Genomic DNA, 17,221 nt, shown 5'->3' with positions numbered 1-17,221 from the left:
CCCGCCAGGGCAGCCACCCGGGCACGCGGTCCTGATCCGGGCCCGGACCCGGATCGGGGCGGCCGGAACCCGTGGCGCTGCTCACAGGGGAACCTTACCGACCTGCCCATGCGTCGAAGAGCGTGGGAGGTGTGTCGTCCGAGGCCGGTAAGGTGCCTGGCATACCACAGTCGAGGGAGTGGACAGCGGATGACTGCCGGAAACGACGGCACGCCGGAGAACGACGACCCGTTCGCGTATCTCTACCGGTCGGAGGGCGACGACCAGCCCGACCCGGCCGGCGGCCAGCCGGCGGCCGGACAGCCCGGCGTGCCCCGCACCTCGTACCACCAGGTGCAGCGGGTCGGTGAGCGGCGCCCGGCGACCGGTGGCTACGGCTACCCGCCGCAGGCCCCGCCCCAGCAGCAGGGCGGCGGTTACGGCTACCCGCCCCAGGCGCCGTACGGCTACGACCAGGGCCGGCAGCAGTACGCGGGCCAGTACGGCGGCCCGACCGCGCAGTACCCGCAGGCGCAGGGCCAGCCGCAGCAGTCCGGCCCTCCGCCGTACGACCCGCAGCAGGGCCCGCCCGGGGGCCGCAGGGCCGGTGGGCCGGGCGGCCAGGACGGCTCCGGCGCCCCGAACCGCAGGGGCCTGCTCATCGCGGCCGTCGCGGTGGTCGCCGCCGTCGCGATCGGCATCGCGTTCGCGATGACCAACAGCTCGGGCGACAAGAAGAAGCAGGCCGACGACAAGCCGACCGGCGCGACCAGCGCGAGCACCGCGCCGAGCCAGTCCGCGTCGCCGTCCGCGACCCCGGCGCCGTTCGACTCGAAGAAGGTCGACGCGTCCACGCTCGCGCTGAGCGGCGGCGCCGCGAAGAGCACCGAGCACCCGGGCGCGAACGCGTCGGGCGGCACCTACGTCGACAGCATGGGCACCCAGGGCGCCACGGTGAGCTGGACGGTGGTCGTGCCGAAGGACGACGCCTACACGTACTTCGTCAGCTACGCGAACGCCGGCCCCGACGCCACCCTCACCCTCGGCGTGAACGGCAAGCCGCGCACCGACCCGGTGAAGCTCAAGAACTACGGCAACGCCACCGACTGGGCGAAGGCGTGGAACATGACGACCTTCAACTACGTGAACCTGAAGAAGGGCGCCAACGTCCTGACGCTCTCCTGCACCCCGGCCGACAGCAACTGCGGGGCCAACCTCGACCAGGTGTGGCTCAAGGAGGGCGCGGTCACGAAGTAGGCGGACCGCTCCGCGGGGCCGGCGCTCCCGGCCCGGCCGCCCGCCTCGCCCGCCCGCCTACCCCGCCGGGACGACCTCCACCTTCGGCAGCAGCTCCTCGTACCCGGCCTCGTCGTACTCCCCGGCGGCCGGTGCCAGCACGGTCGCCGCCGACAGGGCGACCGCGCGGGCCAGCCGGTCCGGCCACGGCAGCCCCTCCACGTGCCCGGACAGCAGCCCGGCGACCGCCGAGTCGCCGGCGCCGGTGGGGTTGCCCGCCAGCCGGCCCGGCGGCAGGGCCCGCCAGGCGCCGTCCTCGGTGACCGCGAGCATCCCGTCGGCGCCGAGCGACGCGGCCACCCCGCGGGCGCCCCGCCGCCTGGTGTCGTGGGCCGCGCGGGCGGGCTCGGAGAAGCCGGTGAGCCCGGCCAGCTCGGCCGCGTTGGGCTTGATCAGGTCGGGGCGGGCGGCAAGGCCGCGGCGCAGCGGCTCGCCGCTGGTGTCGAGCAGCACGTAGACGCCCGCCGCGCGCGCCTCCCGGACCAGTTCGGCGTACGCGCCGACCGCCAGGCCCGGCGGCAGGCTCCCGCACAGCGCGACCGCCTCGGTGTCGGGGCCGGCGAGCAACTCGCGGTAGACGTCGAGGAAGGCCGCCCACTCGGCGGGGCCGACGGTCGGCCCGGGCTCGTTGAACATGGTGGTGTCGCCGGTGGCCGCGTCCACCACGCCGACCGTGCGCCGGGTGCTGCCGGCCACCGGCACCAGGGCGTCGGTGAGCCGGTCCGCGTGCGGCACCGCCGCGAGGCCGCGGCGCAGCTCGTCGCCGGCCGGGCCGCCGGCGAAGCCGGTGACGGTGGCGCGGTGGCCGAGCGCGGCGAGCACGCGGGCGACGTTGAGTCCCTTGCCGCCGGGCCGTTCCACCGCCTCCAGCACCCGGTGGGTGGCATGCGGTATCAGGGACGGGACCCGGTAGGTCACATCCAGGGCGCTGTTGAGCGTGACGGTGATGATCACCTGTTGATTTTGGCAAACGGACGGCGGCGGGCCCAGAGCGGGACGGCCGCTTTTACCGGGAAGTTGAAGACGGGACGGGCGACGGGCGCCGGTCGGGCGGCCCGAAGCAGCCCGTGGCGGCCCCGCGGCCGGGCAGGGCCGACGGGGCCGCACGGGCGACGGCCGGGAGGGCTGGGGCGCATGGCGGGCCTCCGGTTCCGCTACGACCGCTCGGCGGGAGCGGCCGAGGCGGGGGACGCAGGGGAGACGGAAGCGGGCGGCTCGACCACCCACGCGCCCTTGCGCATGACGCCCACCAGGTCGTACGCCTCGTCCAGCACCACCAGGTCCGCGTCCTTGCCGGGCTCCAGCGAGCCGATCCGGTCCGACAGGCCCAGCAGCCGGGCCGGGTTGACCGAGATCGCCTGCACGGCGTCGGTGAGCGCGAGCCCGTCAATGGTGAGCGCGCGCTTGAACGCGGTGTCCAGGGTGAGCGTCGACCCGGCGATCGAGTTGCCCTCCGCCAGCCGCGCCACGCCCTGCCGTACCTCGACCTTCAACGGCCCGAGGTCGTACATCCCGTCGCCGAAGCCGGCCGCGTCCATCGCGTCGGTGATGAACGCGACCCGGGCGGCGCCGGCGCTGCCGAAGGCGAGTTCGAGCACGGACGGGTGCAGGTGGGTGCCGTCGTTGATCAGCTCCACCGTGATCCGCTCGTCCTCCAGCAGCGCCGAGATCGGGCCCGGCTCGCGGTGGTGGAGCGGCGGCATCGCGTTGAACAGGTGGGTCGCCACGGTCGCGCCCGCGTCGATCGCCTGGCGGGTCTGCTCGTAGTCGGCGTCGGTGTGGCCGATCGCGGCGATCACCCCGAGGTCGGCGAGCAGCCGTACCGACTCGATGCCGCCGGGCAGTTCGGCGGCGAGCGTGACCATCCGCACCGCGCCGCGGCCGGCCTCGATCAGCTTGCGCACGGTCGCCGGGTCGGGGTCGCGCAGCAGCGTCGGGTCGTGCGCGCCCTTGCGGCAGGGCGAGATGAACGGGCCCTCGTAGTGGATGCCGGCCAGGTCGCCCTGCTCGACGATCTCGGAGAGCAGCGCGGCCTGCCGGGCGAGCGCGTCGAGGTTCTCGGTGACGGTGGAGGCGACCACCGTGGTGGTGCCGTGCTCGCGGTGGGTGCGCACGCCGGTGAGGATGTCCTCGGCGGTGCCGGAGGTGAAGGACGCGCCGCCGCCGCCGTGGTTGTGGATGTCCACGAACCCGGGCACCACCGTGTAGCCGCGCCCGGCCAGGTCGTGGGTGGCCTGCTCGGCCTGCTCGTCGGCGGCGATCCGGGTGCCGTCGACCGTGATCCGGCCGCTGTTCACCACGCCGGACGGCAGCACCACGCGGGCACCCGTCAGGACGGTGCGCTGCGTTGTCGTTACGGGGGCCATCAGGCGGATACCTCCACGGAGATCAGATCCCAGGCGAGCAGGCCCGCGCCCAGGCAGCCGGCGGTGTCTCCCAGCGCGGCAGGGACGATGAGCGGGAGTTTCTGGAAGGTGATGCGCGCCTCGACGGCCGCCCGCAACGGGCCGAAGAGGGTGTCGCCGGCCTCGGCGAGGCCGCCGCCGATGACCAGCATCCGGGGGTCGAGCAGGGTCAGTCCGGTGACCAGGCCGTCGGCGAGCGCGTCGATCGCCTCCCGCCACACCTCGATCGCCGCCAGGTCGCCGGCCTCGACCGCCCGCGCGCAGGCGGCCGCGTCGGCGGCCGGATCGCCGCTGGCGGCAGCCCAGGTCCGGGAGATCGCGCCGGCCGAGGCGTACGCCTCCAGGCAGCCGCGCTGCCCGCAGCCGCACTCCCGGCCGCCGGGGCGGACCACGATGTGGCCGATCTCCCCGGCGTAGCCGTGCGCGCCGGCCTCGATCCGGCCCTCGATGCCGATGGCGCCGGCGATGCCGGTGCCCAGCGGCAGGAACAGGAACCGGTCGGCGCCGTTGCCCGCGCCGATCCGGCCCTCGGCCAGGCCGCCGGCCCGCACGTCGTGGTTGAGCGCCACCGGCAGGCCGTCCAGCCGCTCGGAGAGCAGGTCGCGCAGCGGCAGGTCCTTCCAGCCCAGGTTGGCGGCGTAGACGGCGATGCCGGCCGCGGCGTCCACGATGCCGGGCACCACCACGCCGGCGGCCACCGCGCCTTGGCCGTACTCGGCGCGGCCGTGCTCGCGCAGGTCCGCGGCGAAGTCGAGAATCGCGGTCACCACGGCCTGTGCGCCGCGCTCGCGGCCCGTCGGTCGGCGTGCCTGGTGCAGCAGCGTGCCGTCTTCGGCGACCAGCGCCGCCTTCATCCCGGTGCCGCCCACATCGAGGGCGATGACATGTCTCACGTGGACAGTCTCGCGTCTCACCCCTATAGAGGTCTAGTCCACTCGGCCCGGAAGATCGATTCTCAGGAAAGATGCATATTGCCGAGCAGGTCAGAGGGGTGCGGTCGGGGAGGCGAAAAAGCCCGTCACGAGGCGGGCGGCGGGCGCAGGATGGGGCCCGCCGTCGAAGAGATCTCACTCATGGTGTAGACCTTGGCTAAAGATATGGGGAAGACTCGGCTCTTTCTGCGGTGGCCCGGCGGGCGGCCCCGCCCGCATCCCGATCTTTCCCGAAGTCCCAAGGGTGGTAGGAACAGTGCAGCGGCGACGACTTCTCGGCCTCGCGGCCGGCCTCACTTCCGCGCTGGCCCTGACGGGTGTCAGCGCCTGCGGCGGCTCCACGGCGCAGAGCAAGGACGTGACGCTGCACCTGGTGGCCGCGGACTACGGCGACGCGAAGACCGACAACAGCTCGCTGGTGTACTGGAACGACATCGTGCACGGCTTCGAGAAGCAGTACCCGGACATCAAGGTCGATGTGCAGGTACTGAGCTGGAACGACGTGGACGACAAGGTCGCCGCCATGGTCAAGGCCGGCAACCCGCCGGACATCGCGCAGATGGGCTCGTACGCCGACTACGCCGCCAAGGGCCAGCTCTACAGCGCCGACCAGCTCTTCACGGTGAGCCAGCAGGCCGACTTCATCCCCTCGCTGGCCCAGGCCGGATCGGTCGACCGCACCCAGTACGGCCTGCCGTGGGCGTCCAGTTCCCGGATGTTCTTCTACAACAAGGACCTGTTCAAGCACGCCGGCATCTACAAGGCGCCCAGGACCTGGGACGACCTCGCCGCCGACGCGAAGCTGCTCAAGGCGGACGGCGTGAAGGTCCCCTACGGGCTGCCGCTCGGCCCGGAGGAGTCGCAGGCGGAGTCCCTGATGTGGATGCTCGGCGCCAACGGCGGCATCACCGACACGGTCGGCAACTACACCTTCGACTCCGCCGAGAACGTCGAGGCGTTCACCTGGCTGAAGAAGAACCTCGTCGACGCGAAGCTGATCGGCGGGAAGGACCCCGTCAAGACCAACCGGCAGGAGGTCTTCGACGACTTCATGTCCGGCAACGCGGGCATGATCAACGGCCACCCGACACTGCTGGCGCAGGCCCGCGCGCGCGGCGTCGACGTCGGTGTCGCGCCGCTGCCGGGCAAGGACGGCCCGGACCAGGACACCCTCGGCGTCGCCGACTGGGCGATGGCCTTCAAGCAGAACGGCAACCTCGACGCCGACCGCAAGCTGCTCCGGTACGTCTACCAGACCAAGAACACGGTCAAGTTCCTCGACGAGTACGGCCTGCTGCCGGTGACCACCTCGGCCTCCCAGGTCATGCAGGGCGAGAAGCGCGACGCCGACCTCGTCCAGTTCCTGAACCTGCTGCCCGAGGCGGTCTTCTACCCGGTGGACAAGACCTCCTGGACGAAGGTGAACGACCGGGTGAAGAAGGTCATCGGCACGGCGGTGCACAGCGACCCGAAGACCGTACTGTCGCAGTTGCAGAACTTCGCGGAGGTCCAGGACGGGCAGGGGCTGACGTCCCAATCGCAGTAGGGGGTGCGATCGAGGTGACCGAGCAGGGCGGCGAAGCCGCACAGACGGACCCCGGTACGGATACGGCTGCGAACACGGATACGGATACGGTCGGCGGTTCCCCCGGGCTCTCCGCGCAGGACCTGGCGGTGCTCGACCTCGCCGGCCGGAACTGGACCGGGCCCGGTCCGCGCGACCGGGCGATCCGGGAACGGCTCGGCATCTCCCCGACCGCGTTCTTCCAGCACCTCAACGCCCTCCTCGACGACCCCCGCGCCCTCCGGGCCGCCCCGACCACGGTCAACCGCTGGCGCCTGACAAGACAACGCCGCTCAGAAAACCGCTGAATGGGGGCTCCTGGGTAGGCGACCCTCTTCTCGCGGGAGGAGCCGCACATGCTCAGGGGCGCGTGGGGGCATCACCCAGGCGAAGCTCTGCGGGAGAACGGCGCGGCCAGCCCACAACCGGCAGGTGGTCCCTGAACCGACAGCACGGACCACCCTGGAGGGTTCCGCTAGGCTCACATGCATGGCTTACGCCGAGACGTTCACCCCGCACACCCCCGAGGGCAAGGACGCTCTGACCGCGTTGCTGGCCCACCCCGAACGTGCCGTCGTCGCGCTGGACTTCGACGGCACGCTCGCCCCCATCGTGCCGGACCCCGAACAGGCCCGTGCCCACCCGGGCGCGGCAGGAGCGCTGGCCCGGCTCGCCCCGCACCTGGCCGCGGCGGCGATCATCACCGGCCGCCCGGCGGGGGTCGCCGTACGATACGGCGGCTTCGCCGGGGTCCCCGGCCTGGAGCACCTCGTGGTCCTCGGCCACTACGGCGCCGAGCGCTGGGACCCCCGCAGCGGCGAGGTGCACGCGCCCGCCGCGCACCCCGGCGTCACCGCCGTCCGTGCCGAACTGCCCGGCTTCCTGGAGTCGATCGGCGCGTGGCGCGGCACCTGGATCGAGGACAAGGGCGGCCGCGCGGTCGCCGTCCACACCCGCCGCACCGAGGACCCGGACGCCGCGTTCGAGGCGCTGCGCGTGCCGCTGGGCGAACTCGCCGCGCGGCACGGCCTCGTGGTCGAACCCGGCCGCTACGTCCTCGAACTGCGCCCGCCCGGCGTGGACAAGGGCGTGGCCCTCGCCGCGTACCTCCGCGAGGTCGGCGCGGGCAGCGTGCTGTACGCCGGCGACGACCTCGGCGACCTCGCCGCGTACGCCGCCGTCGCGGAACTGCGTGCCCAGGGCCTGCCCGGGCTCCTCGTCGCCAGCGCGGGCGCCGAGGAGACCCCCAAGGAGGTGCTGTCGCAGGCCGACCTCACCGTCGATGGCCCGTCCGGCGTCGTCGCTCTCCTCAACCACCTGGCCGACGAACTGGGTTGACCCGGCTGTCGACCCGGCACCGCGGGGTCCGTCACCGCGAGGTGATCCTGCGGTGCGTGACGCGCCAACCGCGCGGGCCGCGTACGAGGGTGTCGTCGTAGGTGACGCTCCCGCTGGTGCCGTCGGCCATGACGCCGATCCCCTTGGACCGGGCGTAGGCCCGGTCCGCGTGTTCGCCGGCGCGGACGACCGTGTTGGTGACGTGGTGGCCGACGGGGTTCGCCGGGCCGAGGGCGTGGGCGGCGTCGACGAGGGCGTCGAGCCCGCGCAGGGTGCCGCGGGCCGGGGTGAGTCCGGTGAGGTCGTAGACGATGTCGGAGCTGAACACCTCGTCCAGCCGGTCGAGTTCACCGGCGTCGGTGAGGTGGCCGTGCAGGGCCAGCAGGTCGGTGACGGCGACCCGGTCCTCGCCGCTGACAACGCCGTCCGGGCTCGCGGTGGTTGGGTCCGGCCCGGGTGCCGGCGCCCCGAGGGCCGTGAGGAGTTCGGGCAGGCGGCCGAGTGCCTTCGCCCCGGCCAGCGGGTCGGCGTAGTCGCGGGTGTGCACGATGTGGCCGTCGCGGATGGTCAGGAACATCGCGAAGGAGAGGGTGAAGGGCGCGTCGCCGGTGAGCAGGCGGCCGTCCAACGTGTACTCGGCGACGACCTGTTCGGGGTCGCCGGTCTCGTGCAACCGTACGTCCCGCACGGTCTCGTAGCGGCGGACGGCCGCACCCGCGCGGAACCGGGACCGTAGCTCCTCGCGGGTGGTCTCGGTGCGGGCCGGATACAACTCGGGCGGGGCGAAGGGCATGTCGATGACGACGTGCGGGGCGTAGAAGTCGGCGAGGGCGCCGGGGTCCTCGCCGATGGTGGCGGCGAGGAACCCCTCGACGGTCTCGCGGGGCGTGCGCGTGGGCATGGCTGACGTCCTCCCGGGGCACCGTAGAATCGGAGAGTGCGCCCCGGTTGTCACCGTACCGGAGAGTGCTCTCCATTTGAAGTGGTACCCGGGACGGGGTACGGGAAGGGGCGATCGACGTGCCGGAGACGAGGCCGCTGCGGGCCGACGCGCAGCGCAACCGGGACCGACTGCTGGAGGTCGCCCGGGAGGCGTTCGCGACCGAGGGCATCGCGGTGCCGCTCGACGTGATCGCCCGGCGCGCGGGGGTGGGCCCCGGCACCCTCTACCGGCACTTCCCCACGAAGGAAGCCCTGTTCGAGGCCGTCGTGCACGACCGGCTGCACCAGCTCATCCACCGCGCCCGCGAACTCGGCAGCGCGGACGGCGACTTCGGCGGCGACCCCGGGACCGCGCTGGCCGCCTTCCTCGACCACCTGCTGCGCGAGTCCGCGCCCAAGCAGGACCTCGTCGACGCGCTGGTCGGCTCCGGCGTCGACATCCAGGACGCGGTGATGGCCACCGCCGCCGTCCTCCGCGAGGAGATCGCCGGGCTGCTCGCGCGCGCCCAGGCCGCCGGCACCGTCCGCGCCGACCTCACCGCCGCCGACCTGATGGCGCTGGTCTCCGCCTTCCTCCACGCCATGCGCCCGCGCTCGGCCACCCCCGCCGACCCGGCCCGGCTGCTGTCGGTCCTCCTCGACGGCCTGGCCCCGAAGCCCCCGGTGTCCGAGCCGGTTGGCGACGCCGACTCCTGACGCCGGGTCCGTCCCGGCGTCAGGGGCGTGGGCTACGCACCCGCGCCCGGGACGGAGTTGAGCAGGTGCACGGCCGCGGGGGTGAGGGTGTGCCAGACGTGCTCGCGCTCGCGACGGGAGGTGAGCAGGCCCGCCTCGCGCAGCACCGTCGCGTGCTTGCTCGCGCTCGACGGGGAGATGGCCAGCCGCCGCGCCAACTCCCCGGTGGTGGTGCCGTCGTCGACCGCCTCCAGTACCGCGGCGCGGGTGTGGCCGAGCAGCGCGGCCAGCGCCGAGCGCCGTGCCGACGGCGGCGGGGCGAGGACGCGGGCGACGTCGGACGACTCCAGCGGCACTGGGTGGATCAGCATGGCCTCACCGCCCTCGGTGGGCCTGAACATCTGCGGGGCGTCGCAGAAGAACGACGGCACCAGGGCCAGACCCTGCCCGCCCAGCCGAACGTCTCTGGTGCTCCAGGCCGGTTCGGCGGCGATCTCCAGCACCGGTGGCGACCAGCGCAGCCACGGCCCGAGCCGCGCGAACAGCGCGTCCACCCCACCGCTCGCCATCGCCCGACCGTACGAGGCCAGTTGACCGGACAGTGCACCCTGCAGCCGGTCCCAGTAAGGGCCGATCGCCGTCGAGAAGGCCGAGTTGAGCGCTCCCGACACCCGTGCCGCCGTGGCGCCGCCGCCCCCGATCCCGCTCATCAGCCAATCCGGCTGGCGTTCGAGGAACTTGGGCGGATACAGCCTGAGCTCCTCCCGTAACCGGCGCGGTCCCGCCAGCAGATCCGCTATGCCCTCGTCCAGTTCGGCGTCCGCGCCCAGGGCCGTGAACAGGTCCAGCGCCCGCCGCGGCTCCGCCCAGGCCAGCGCCAGCGTTCGCGCGTCCGGCGGCAACCGGTCCCGCACCCGCGCCCGCCACCCACCCAGCAGCGGTGTGCGGCACGGCAGTTGCGCCGTCGACAGCGCGACCATGCACTCCGTCAACGGCCCGGCGGGAGCCACCCGCAGCCGTGCGACGTCCGCGGCGGTGAAATGGACCCTCAGCACTCCGGACTCCCCCGTTGAAGCGTCGGCTTCCCCTCCCACGCTAGCGCCGTGCCAGGAAAGGTTCACCGGTTCGCGGCGCTAGCGCGTGGCGCCACCGGTCGTATCCGCTCCACCGGCCGCCGCCCCACCGCGGGCCAGCGGCAGGAACACGTCGTCGACGATCTCCTCCAGGACGCGCGCGCCCAACGGCTCCCGGGTGAAGAGGAGTTCGTTGCGCAGCAGGTTCACCGCGACCGTGGTGACGCGGGGCGGCAGTTCGGCGGTCGGGATCTCGCCCCGCTCGGCGGCCCGCCGCAGCACCGCCGCCATGACGTCGTGCATGATCACGAACGCCTGGGTGTCGAGATCGGCGGCTTCGGCCATCAGGCCGTGCAGGGTGTCGCTGCCGATCTGCCGCTGCCGCTCGGCCATGGCGGCGAGCACGGCGAGCGCGTCGCCGCGCAGCCCTCCCGTCTCGGGGACGTGGTCCGCGATCGACCCGACGTTGTGCCGCATCGCGGCGACGACCAGGGCCGCGCGGTTCGGCCACCGCCGGTACAGCACCTGCTTCCCGGTGTGCGCACGGGCGGCCACGCCCTCCATGGTCAGCCGGGCGTAGCCGACCGCGCGGAGTTCCGCCCACGCGGCTTCGAGCAGGTCCGCCTCCAGTTCGGCGCCGCGCCGGCGGGTGGGGGCGGGGTCGCCCGAGGGGTGCGTCGCCGTAGGCCCGGGGGCGCCGCCGTCGCTGCCGCTTGCGTTGCTGCCGTCGTGCACGGGCCCTCCATTGGAGACCTTGCGTCTCTTATGGGGGCAGTCTATCGTGGCGATTGGAGACGGACCGTCTCTTGATGAGAGCCGGCGGTAGTGCCCGCAGGCGGGCGGGGGAGCGGGCGATGAGCGCGGTCAGCGGAACAGAGGGCAGGCCCGCCGGGGGAGCCGGGGGCGACACGGCTTCGCGCCGGGTGGACCCGGCCCTGGTCAAACTCGCCCTCATCCTGGTGCTCGGCGCCCTCGCGCCCCTGCTCGACAGCACCATCGTCAACGTCGCGCTGCGCACCCTGGGCCGCGACCTCGGCGCGTCCGTCGCCACCATCCAGTGGGTCGGCACCGGCTACCTCCTCGCCGTCGCCTCCGCGATCCCCGCCGCCGGCTGGACCGCCGAACGGTTCGGCGCCAAACGGATGTGGCTGGTCTCCCTGCTGCTCTTCCTCACCGGTTCCGTGCTGTGCGGCGCCGCCTGGAACGTCGGCTCGCTCGTCGTCTTCCGGGTGATCCAGGGCATCGGCGGCGGCCTGATGCTGCCGATCCTGCAGACCCTCCTGCTGCGCGCCGCCGCCGGCCGCCCGCTCGGCCGGCTGATGGCCGTCATCACGCTGCCCGCGCTGGCCGGGCCGATCCTCGGGCCGGTCGCCGGCGGCCTCATCGTGGGCCACCTCGACTGGCGCTGGATCTTCTACGTCAACCCGCCGATCTGCCTCGCCGCGCTCCACCTCGCCTGGCGCCACCTGCCCGCCGACACCCCCACCCGCGTCCAACGGCTCGACGTCACCGGCCTGTTGCTGCTCTCACCGGGGCTGGCCGCCCTCGTCTACGCCCTCGCCACCGCGGGCACCGGCGCCGCCGCCCGCACCCGGGTGCTGCTGCCGCTCGCCCTCGGCGCCCTCCTGCTGTGTGCCTTCACCCTCCGCGCGCTGCGCGTCCGCGGCCCCCTCCTCGACCTGCGCCTGTTCCGCTCGCGCGGCTTCGCCGCGTCCTCCGCGCTGCTGTTCCTCTCCGGGTTCGCGCTCTTCGGCTCGATGCTGCTGCTCCCGCTCTACTACCAGCAGGTGCGGGGCGCGTCCGTCGTCGCCGCCGGGCTGCTGCTCGTGCCGCAGGGCGTCGGCAGCCTGCTGGCCCGCCCCGCGGGCGGACTCGCCGACCGGATCGGGCCGCGTCCGGTCGTACTGGCGGGGTTCGCGCTCACCGCCCTCGGCACGCTGCCCTTCGCCTTCGCCGCCCGGCACCCCCCGGGGCTCCTGCTCGCCGCCGCCCTCGTCGTGCGCGGGTTCGGGCTCAGCGCGGCCAACATCGCCATCATGCTGGGTGCCTACCGGGGGCTCGGCCGTGCGGACATCCCCCATGCCGGCGTCATCACCCGCATCGCCCAGCAGCTCGGGGGGTCCTTCGGGGCCGCCCTGCTCGCCGTCCTCCTCCAGAGCGCGCTGCGCCACCATGGAACCGGTTCGGCGTACGGCCTCACCTTCGCCGTGGTGCTCGCGCTGACGTCGGCCGCGGCCGCCCCGGCCCTCCTCCTGCCGGCTGCCGGCGTGGCCGATTGAGGACGGCGCCCTCCTCGCGGGATGGCCCGGAGAGCCCGAAAGGCCCGGATGGCGTCCGACTACCCGCCGAGCGCGTGGAGTTGGTCGAGGAACCACTGGCTCGGGGGGAGCGCGGTGGCTGCCGCGGCGAGGCGCTTGGTGCGGTCGGCACGGTCGGCCTCGGGGAGGGTGAGCGCGAGGTTGAGGGCGACGGCGGTCGCGCGGATGTCGTAGGGGTTGACGGTGAAGGCGTCGTCCCCCAACTCCTCGAAGGCGCCCGCCTCGCGGGACAGCACGAGCGCGACCCCCTGGTCGGAGACGACCGGGACCTCCTTGGCGACGAGGTTCATGCCGTCGCGGATCGGGTTGACGAGCGCCACGTCGGCGAGGCGGTAGGCCGCGAGCGAGCGGGCGAAGTCGTCGTCGACCTTGAGGATGACCGGCGTCCACCCGTCGGTGCCGAAGTCGTCGTTGATCGCGGTGGCCACCCGGGCGACCTCCGCGGTGTACTCCCGGTAGATCGCCAGGTCCTGCCGCGACGGGTAGGCGAAGGCGACGTGCACCACGCGCTCGCGCCAACCCGGGTGCTCGGTGAGGAGCTGCCGGTAGGCGTGCAGGCCGCGCACGATGTTCTTCGACAGCTCGGTGCGGTCCACCCGGACGATCAGCCGCCGCCCCGGCCCGGCCTCCGCGCGCAGCGCCGCCATCCGCTCGCCGACGTCGGGCCGCTGCGAGCGCTCGCGCAGGAACTCCCCGTCGGCGCCCAGTCCGTGCACGCCCAGCCGGGTGGTCCGGCCGCGGTACGTGACCGCCTCGCCGTCGGCGGATACCTCGGCGCCCAGCACGTCGGCGCAGCACGCGGCGAACGCGGCGGCCCAGCGGCGGGTGAGGAACGCGGCCCGGTCGGCGCCGAGGATGCCTTCGAGCAGGTGCGCGGCCACGTCGTCGGGCAGCAGGCGGAAGTAGTCCGGCGGGGCCCACGGCGTGTGCGAGAAGTGGCCGATCCGCAGGTCGGGGCGGCGCTCGCGGAGCAGCGCGGGCACCAGCGCGAGGTGGTAGTCCTGCACGAGGACGGCGGCGCCCTCGGCGGCCTCCTGGGCGAGCGTGTCGGCGAACGCCGCGTTGTACGCCTCGTAGGCGGCCCACTGGCCGCGGAACTCCTCGTCGAAGACCGGCTCGAACGGGGTCTGGTAGAGCAGGTGGTGCACGAACCACAGCACCGAGTTCGCGATGTCGTTGTACGCCGAGTGGAACACCTCCGGCGGCACCGCGATCATCCGCACCCCGGGCTCGGCGACGCCGCGCCGCACCGCCTCCCGGTCACCCTCCGAGAGCGCCGCGCACACCCACACGGCGCCCGCGTCCGGGCCGATCGCGCTCAGCCCCGAGACGACGCCGCCGCCACCGCGACGGCTCCCCAGGGTGCCGTCGGCTGCCACGGTGTACGACACCGGGCCGCGGTTCGACGCGACCAGAATCCGGGCACCCTGCGAAGATCCCTCCATGCCGCGAGCCTAGCCATTTGCCGCGCAGCTCAAACGTGTATTCGGTGCCCTTCGCCCGTCGCGATGCCGCGCTACGCCGCTCGGCGGGCGAGGTATTCCGGCAGGACGCTCATGGGGGGCCGCTCCTCCGTGTCGACCGGGTGGGTGCTGGGGACGAAGGCGGCGCCGGAGCGGCCGAACTGCGTGAGCCGCGGCCGTACCAGCTGTCCCCGGGCGAGCCGGACCTGCGCGGTCCGGTAGATCGCCGCCGCCATCCGCCCGAGCGCCTGGCCGTCCTGGTGCCGGTGATGGCGCACCCCGACGTCGACCTGCCCGAGCGCGTCCAGCCCGACCAGGCCCAACGCATCGATGAGCATGCCGAGTTCGACGCCGTACCCGACCGGGAACGGGAGCCGTTCGAGCAGCGAGCGGCGGGCCGCGTACTCGCCGCCGAGCGGCTGGACGAAGCCGGCCAGCTGCGGCCAGTGCAGGTTGAGCAGGGGGCGGGCGACGAGTTCGGTGACGCGGCCGCCGCCCGCGGGCACCACGGTCCCGCCGGTCTCCAGCGGGCGGTCGTACATCGCCTTGACCAGCTGCACGGCGGGCTCGGTGAGCAGCGGCCCGACGATCCCGGAGACGAAGCGGGCGTCGAACCCGCGCAGGTCCGCGTCGACGAAGCAGACGATCTCGCCGCTGGTCACCAGCAGCGACCGCCACAGCACCTCGCCCTTGCCGGGCACGGCCGGCAGCCGCGGCAGGATCGCGTCCCGGTCGACCACGCGGGCGCCCGCCGCGGCGGCGACCTCGGCCGTACGGTCGGTCGAGCCGGAGTCGACGACGACCAGCTCGTCCACCAGCGGCACTTGCGCGGACATCAGGTCCCGGCGGATCGCGGCCACGATGGCACCGACGGTGTCCTCCTCGTCCAGCGCCGGCAGCACCACGCTGACCGTGCCCTGGCTGCCGGCCGCGCGTTTGGCGGCGAGCAGCAGGTCAAGCGGCCGGTCGGCGGCCGACCACGACCTCCCGCGCAGCCAGTGCTCCACCTCGTCGAGCACGTGAGTCCTCTCCCTCGGACACGCCCTGATGCCGGGCGTGTGATCCATCTCGCGGTGCGGACGACTATCTCAACCGCCACCCGTGTCGGTTACAGTCTTGAACAACGCGTGACGCCACCGCATGCCGGGGGCGTGGCGCGTGACAAACGCGACGGGTGCGGTCCGTACCGCCCGGTCGCCATACCGCTCATCCAGAGGGGCAGAGGGAACGGCCCGTAGAAGCCCCGGCAACCCTCCCGCCGACCGCGAGGTCAAGCACGGTGGGGAAGGTGCCAATTCCGTCTCGTGACGCGCCCGCGTGCGAGGAAGATGAGGAGAAAGGGCCTCGCCTGTCATGGCTGCGCAAACCGTCGCAAGTACCACCACCACCGACTCCGCCCTCGGCGCCCAGGGTGCCCAGGACGCCGGAGCACCCGCACCGTTCGGACCGGCCGCCGCGCTGTCCTGCCGGGAGTGCGGCACCCGCTATCCGCTGAGCCCGGTCTTCGCCTGCCTGGAGTGTTTCGGGCCGCTCGAAGTGGCCTACGACCTTCCGACCGGCGACCCCGAGGCGCTGCGCGCGCGGATCGAGGCCGGGCCGACCAACATCTGGCGGTACGCCCCGCTGCTGCCGGTGCCGGTCGACGTCGCCACCAAGCCGAACCTCAACCCCGGCTGGACCAAGCTCGTCAAGGCCGACAACCTCGCCCGCGAACTGGGCATCACCGGCGGCCTGCACGTCAAGGACGACTCCGGCAACCCCACCCACTCCTTCAAGGACCGGGTGGTCGCGATCGCGCTGGAGGCCGCCCGCACCTTCGGGCTCACCACGCTGTCCTGCTCCTCCACCGGCAACCTGGCCGGCGCGGTCGGCGCCGCAGCCGCCCGGGCGGGCTTCCGCTCCTGCGTGTTCATCCCGCACGACCTGGAGGCCGGCAAGGTCGTGATGGCCGCGGTCTACGGCGGCGAACTGGTCGGCATCGAGGGCTCCTACGACGACGTGAACCGCTTCTGCTCCGAGCTGATCGGCGACCCGATCGGCGAGGGCTGGGGTTTCGTCAACGTCAACCTGCGGCCGTACTACGGCGAGGGCTCCAAGACGCTCGCCTACGAGATCGCCGAGCAGCTCGGCTGGCGGCTGCCCGACAACCTGGTCATCCCGATCGCGTCCGGCTCGCAGCTCACCAAGATCGACAAGGGCCTCAAGGAACTGATCGCGCTCGGCCTGGTCGAGGAGAAGCCCTACAAGATCTACGGTGCCCAGGCGGAGGGGTGCTCCCCGGTGTCGGCGGCCTTCAAGGCCGGGCACGACGTCGTGCGGCCGGTGAAGCCGGACACCATCGCCAAGTCGCTGGCGATCGGCAACCCGGCGGACGGCCCGTACGTCCTGGACATCGCCCGGCGCACCGGCGGGGCCGTGGAGGACGTGAACGACGAGCAGATCGTGGACGCGATCAAGCTGCTCGCGCGGACCGAGGGCATCTTCGCCGAGACCGCGGGCGGTGTGACCGTCGGCGTGCTGAAGAAGCTGATCGAGTCCGGGCAGCTCGACCCGGCCGCCGAGACCGTCGTGCTCAACACCGGCGACGGACTGAAGACCCTGGACGCGGTGGCGCCGACCACCGGACCGACCGCGACCATTCGCCCGACCCTTGCCGCATTCCGAGAGGCTGGCCTCGCATGAGTGCTTCCGTACGTATCCCCACCATTCTCCGCACCTACACCGGCGGCCAGGCCGAGGTGTCCGCCGAGGGTTCGACCCTCGCCGAGGTGATCGGCTCGCTCGAGCGCGATCACAAGGGCATTTCGGCGCGCGTGCTGGATGACGCAGGAAAGCTGCGGCGCTTTGTGAACGTGTATGTCAACGACGACGACGTGCGGTTTTCCCAAGGGCTGGAGACGGCCGTGCCGGATGGCGCGAGCGTCTCGATCATTCCCGCGGTAGCCGGCGGCTGAACCTCGCGGACGGACTTCGTCTCGGCGACCGAACCGGCCGCCGCCCAGCGGGAGTTGGTCCGCCGGTGCGGGTTCTGGCGGTTTGTGCCCCGTTCACCCCTTCGGGTGGACGGGGCATCCGCGTCACAGGGTGGTAGTTGAAAAGTTGTACAGTTGCCGGGGGCAATCTCGTAGCGCGGACACCCGGTCGAGCCGGCTGCGGCGATTTATCGCCAAATTCACGAACGAATTCTCCGTTTCGCCCTCTATGTCCGGCCCGGGTTGCCCCGGCTTATCGTTTTT

At 73.1% G+C, this 17,221-nt stretch carries 16 protein-coding genes and 1 riboswitch; of the genes, 8 read left to right on the top strand and 8 right to left on the bottom strand.

All coding sequences use genetic code 11. The features are described from left to right. Window positions 1-189 precede the first annotated feature (189 nt). Window positions 190-1,236 (top strand): carbohydrate-binding protein, encoded by a 1,047-nt coding sequence (locus OG370_RS17340; protein ID WP_328465246.1) that lies wholly within the window; start codon window positions 190-192, stop codon window positions 1,234-1,236. Window positions 1,237-1,293: 57 nt separating this feature from the next. Here OG370_RS17340 and OG370_RS17335 read toward each other — a convergent pair whose 3' ends face one another. The 3 genes from OG370_RS17335 to OG370_RS17325 form a co-directional block, all read right to left on the bottom strand. Continuing rightward, window positions 1,294-2,229, bottom strand: a complete 936-nt coding sequence (locus OG370_RS17335) for a 1-phosphofructokinase family hexose kinase (RefSeq protein ID WP_328465244.1) — start codon at window positions 2,227-2,229, stop codon at window positions 1,294-1,296. A 200-nt stretch (window positions 2,230-2,429) separates the two neighbouring features. Beyond that, window positions 2,430-3,641, bottom strand: a complete 1,212-nt coding sequence (gene nagA, locus OG370_RS17330; RefSeq protein ID WP_328465242.1) for an N-acetylglucosamine-6-phosphate deacetylase — start codon at window positions 3,639-3,641, stop codon at window positions 2,430-2,432. Then, the gene (locus OG370_RS17325; RefSeq protein WP_328465240.1) at window positions 3,641-4,573 is read right to left on the bottom strand and encodes an ROK family protein; all 933 of its coding nucleotides are present in this window, start codon (window positions 4,571-4,573) and stop codon (window positions 3,641-3,643) included. The genes nagA and OG370_RS17325 overlap by 1 nt, the downstream gene beginning before the upstream one ends. Before the next feature lie 295 nt (window positions 4,574-4,868). Here OG370_RS17325 and OG370_RS17320 point away from each other — a divergent pair, with 295 nt between their 5' ends. The 3 genes from OG370_RS17320 (at window position 4,869) to otsB (ending at window position 7,514) form a co-directional block, all read left to right on the top strand. Beyond that, a complete protein-coding gene (locus tag OG370_RS17320) occupies window positions 4,869-6,158 on the top strand; it encodes an ABC transporter substrate-binding protein (protein ID WP_328465238.1) in 1,290 nt (429 codons plus the stop codon). Between the two features lie 14 nt (window positions 6,159-6,172). Continuing rightward, window positions 6,173-6,484 carry a DUF3263 domain-containing protein gene (locus tag OG370_RS17315; RefSeq protein WP_328465236.1) on the top strand — a complete coding sequence of 104 codons (312 nt, stop codon included), beginning with the start codon at window positions 6,173-6,175 and terminating at the stop codon, window positions 6,482-6,484. A gap of 181 nt (window positions 6,485-6,665) precedes the next feature. Beyond that, window positions 6,666-7,514: a trehalose-phosphatase gene (gene otsB / locus OG370_RS17310; RefSeq protein WP_328465234.1), complete on the top strand. Its 849-nt coding sequence runs from the start codon at window positions 6,666-6,668 to the stop codon at window positions 7,512-7,514. Window positions 7,515-7,545: 31 nt separating this feature from the next. Here otsB and OG370_RS17305 read toward each other — a convergent pair whose 3' ends face one another. Then, window positions 7,546-8,415: a nuclear transport factor 2 family protein gene (locus OG370_RS17305; protein WP_328465232.1), complete on the bottom strand. Its 870-nt coding sequence runs from the start codon at window positions 8,413-8,415 to the stop codon at window positions 7,546-7,548. A gap of 119 nt (window positions 8,416-8,534) precedes the next feature. Here OG370_RS17305 and OG370_RS17300 point away from each other — a divergent pair, with 119 nt between their 5' ends. After that, entirely contained in the window at window positions 8,535-9,152 is a 618-nt protein-coding gene (locus tag OG370_RS17300; RefSeq protein WP_328465230.1) for a TetR/AcrR family transcriptional regulator, read from the top strand. Between the two features lie 32 nt (window positions 9,153-9,184). Here OG370_RS17300 and OG370_RS17295 read toward each other — a convergent pair whose 3' ends face one another. Then, complete coding sequence (locus OG370_RS17295; RefSeq protein WP_328465228.1) at window positions 9,185-10,186, bottom strand: ArsR/SmtB family transcription factor; 1,002 nt, start codon at window positions 10,184-10,186, stop codon at window positions 9,185-9,187. A 78-nt stretch (window positions 10,187-10,264) separates the two neighbouring features. Next, window positions 10,265-10,939: a TetR/AcrR family transcriptional regulator gene (locus tag OG370_RS17290; RefSeq protein WP_328465226.1), complete on the bottom strand. Its 675-nt coding sequence runs from the start codon at window positions 10,937-10,939 to the stop codon at window positions 10,265-10,267. 119 nt (window positions 10,940-11,058) lie between these two features. Here OG370_RS17290 and OG370_RS17285 point away from each other — a divergent pair, with 119 nt between their 5' ends. Further along, the gene (locus OG370_RS17285; protein ID WP_328465224.1) at window positions 11,059-12,483 is read left to right on the top strand and encodes an MDR family MFS transporter; all 1,425 of its coding nucleotides are present in this window, start codon (window positions 11,059-11,061) and stop codon (window positions 12,481-12,483) included. A gap of 59 nt (window positions 12,484-12,542) precedes the next feature. Here OG370_RS17285 and OG370_RS17280 read toward each other — a convergent pair whose 3' ends face one another. Both OG370_RS17280 and OG370_RS17275 read right to left on the bottom strand, forming a co-directional pair. Then, window positions 12,543-13,967, bottom strand: coding sequence for an alpha,alpha-trehalose-phosphate synthase (UDP-forming) (locus tag OG370_RS17280; RefSeq protein WP_328465222.1), 1,425 nt, complete (start codon window positions 13,965-13,967; stop codon window positions 12,543-12,545). A gap of 71 nt (window positions 13,968-14,038) precedes the next feature. Then, a complete protein-coding gene (locus tag OG370_RS17275; RefSeq protein WP_328465220.1) occupies window positions 14,039-15,004 on the bottom strand; it encodes a glucosyl-3-phosphoglycerate synthase in 966 nt (321 codons plus the stop codon). 184 nt (window positions 15,005-15,188) lie between these two features. Continuing rightward, window positions 15,189-15,320: riboswitch (SAM riboswitch) on the top strand. Between the two features lie 18 nt (window positions 15,321-15,338). On the opposite strand from OG370_RS17275, the gene thrC reads away from it, so the two are divergent. Together thrC and OG370_RS17265 are read left to right on the top strand one after the other, a co-directional pair. Continuing rightward, window positions 15,339-16,667 (top strand): threonine synthase, encoded by a 1,329-nt coding sequence (gene thrC, locus OG370_RS17270; protein ID WP_328465218.1) that lies wholly within the window; start codon window positions 15,339-15,341, stop codon window positions 16,665-16,667. Continuing rightward, window positions 16,664-16,939 (top strand): MoaD/ThiS family protein, encoded by a 276-nt coding sequence (locus OG370_RS17265; RefSeq protein ID WP_328465216.1) that lies wholly within the window; start codon window positions 16,664-16,666, stop codon window positions 16,937-16,939. The genes thrC and OG370_RS17265 overlap by 4 nt, the downstream gene beginning before the upstream one ends. Window positions 16,940-17,221 lie beyond the last annotated feature (282 nt).

The organism is Streptomyces sp. NBC_00448 (assembly GCF_036014115.1).
Classification (GTDB): domain Bacteria; phylum Actinomycetota; class Actinomycetes; order Streptomycetales; family Streptomycetaceae; genus Actinacidiphila.
The sequence above is the reverse complement of the archived record's forward strand: the minus strand, read 5'-3'. Positions and strand labels throughout refer to the sequence as shown.

Bases quoted from the DNA above. Each gene is read 5' to 3' on its own strand.
- OG370_RS17280 (WP_328465222.1), bottom strand. From the start codon at position 13,967: ATGGAGGGATCTTCGCAGGGTGCCCGGATTCTGGTCGCGTCGAACCGC.
- OG370_RS17340 (WP_328465246.1), top strand. From the start codon at position 190: ATGACTGCCGGAAACGACGGCACGCCGGAGAACGACGACCCGTTCGCG.
- OG370_RS17285 (WP_328465224.1), top strand. From the start codon at position 11,059: ATGAGCGCGGTCAGCGGAACAGAGGGCAGGCCCGCCGGGGGAGCCGGG.
- nagA (WP_328465242.1), bottom strand. From the start codon at position 3,641: ATGGCCCCCGTAACGACAACGCAGCGCACCGTCCTGACGGGTGCCCGC.
- otsB (WP_328465234.1), top strand. From the start codon at position 6,666: ATGGCTTACGCCGAGACGTTCACCCCGCACACCCCCGAGGGCAAGGAC.
- thrC (WP_328465218.1), top strand. From the start codon at position 15,339: ATGGCTGCGCAAACCGTCGCAAGTACCACCACCACCGACTCCGCCCTC.
- OG370_RS17265 (WP_328465216.1), top strand. From the start codon at position 16,664: ATGAGTGCTTCCGTACGTATCCCCACCATTCTCCGCACCTACACCGGC.
- OG370_RS17305 (WP_328465232.1), bottom strand. From the start codon at position 8,415: ATGCCCACGCGCACGCCCCGCGAGACCGTCGAGGGGTTCCTCGCCGCC.